At 66.8% G+C, this 759-nt stretch carries 1 protein-coding gene and 1 pseudogene; one reads left to right on the forward strand and one right to left on the reverse strand.

The annotated features are described in order from the left end of the window. On the forward strand, nt 1-348 hold a 348-nt coding region (locus NS334_RS16885; RefSeq protein WP_058757002.1), incomplete at its 5' end, for a CBS domain-containing protein. Nucleotides 349-351: 3 nt separating this feature from the next. Here NS334_RS16885 and NS334_RS16890 read toward each other — a convergent pair. Further along, nucleotides 352-759 (reverse strand): annotated as a pseudogene (locus NS334_RS16890) (hypothetical protein); the annotation flags it as partial.

Here is a 759-nt window from a genome sequence, read left to right on the forward strand (position 1 = left end):
AAGCTGCTCGGCGAGCGCAAAAGCGGCGCCGTGCTGGTGATGGAGCAGGGCCGGATGGAGGGCATCCTGTCGGAGCGCGACATCGTGCGCGTGCTCTCGGAGCGCGGCGCGGGCGCGCTGGACGAGCCGGTGAGCGCGGTCATGACCAGGAAGGTCGTGAGCTGCCGGCAGTCCGATACGGTCAGCGCGCTGATGGAAATGATGACCACCGGAAAATTCCGCCATCTGCCTGTCGTCGAGGACGGCAAGGTGGTCGGGCTGATCTCGATCGGCGACATCGTCAAGAGCCGCGTGCAGGAATATGAGCGCGAGCAGGAGGCGCTGCGCGACTACATCAAGACCGCCTGAGCGCTATTTCCCGGTGGTGCCCGCGCCGGTCGACGGCGGCACCAGGATTTCGATCGCTTCCTCGATCGCGCCGATGGCGCGTTCGGCTGCGCGGATGCCGTGCGCGATCAGCTCGTCGGCACGGTGGAAGTCGAACCAGCCGATCTGGCCGACCCGCGGCGAGATCAGCATGTCAGGCGGATCGCCGGCGAGGCGCGCACGGGTGATGCGGTCCTGCATGATATTGAAGGCGTCGACCATGACGCTGGAGATGCCGGGGCGGCTGGCGCTGCCGAAAAACTCCCGTTTCACGGTACGTTCGGCGGAGAAGAAGCGGCCAAACCGCCGCTTCGGAGGTTCCGGCTCGATGTCCGCCTCGGCGGTCACCGCGACCGTCACCTCGGGCGCGGCCGATGGCCCGTGATTATAGAT

This window comes from Sphingomonas endophytica (genome assembly GCF_001476895.1).
GTDB lineage: Bacteria > Pseudomonadota > Alphaproteobacteria > Sphingomonadales > Sphingomonadaceae > Sphingomonas > Sphingomonas endophytica_A.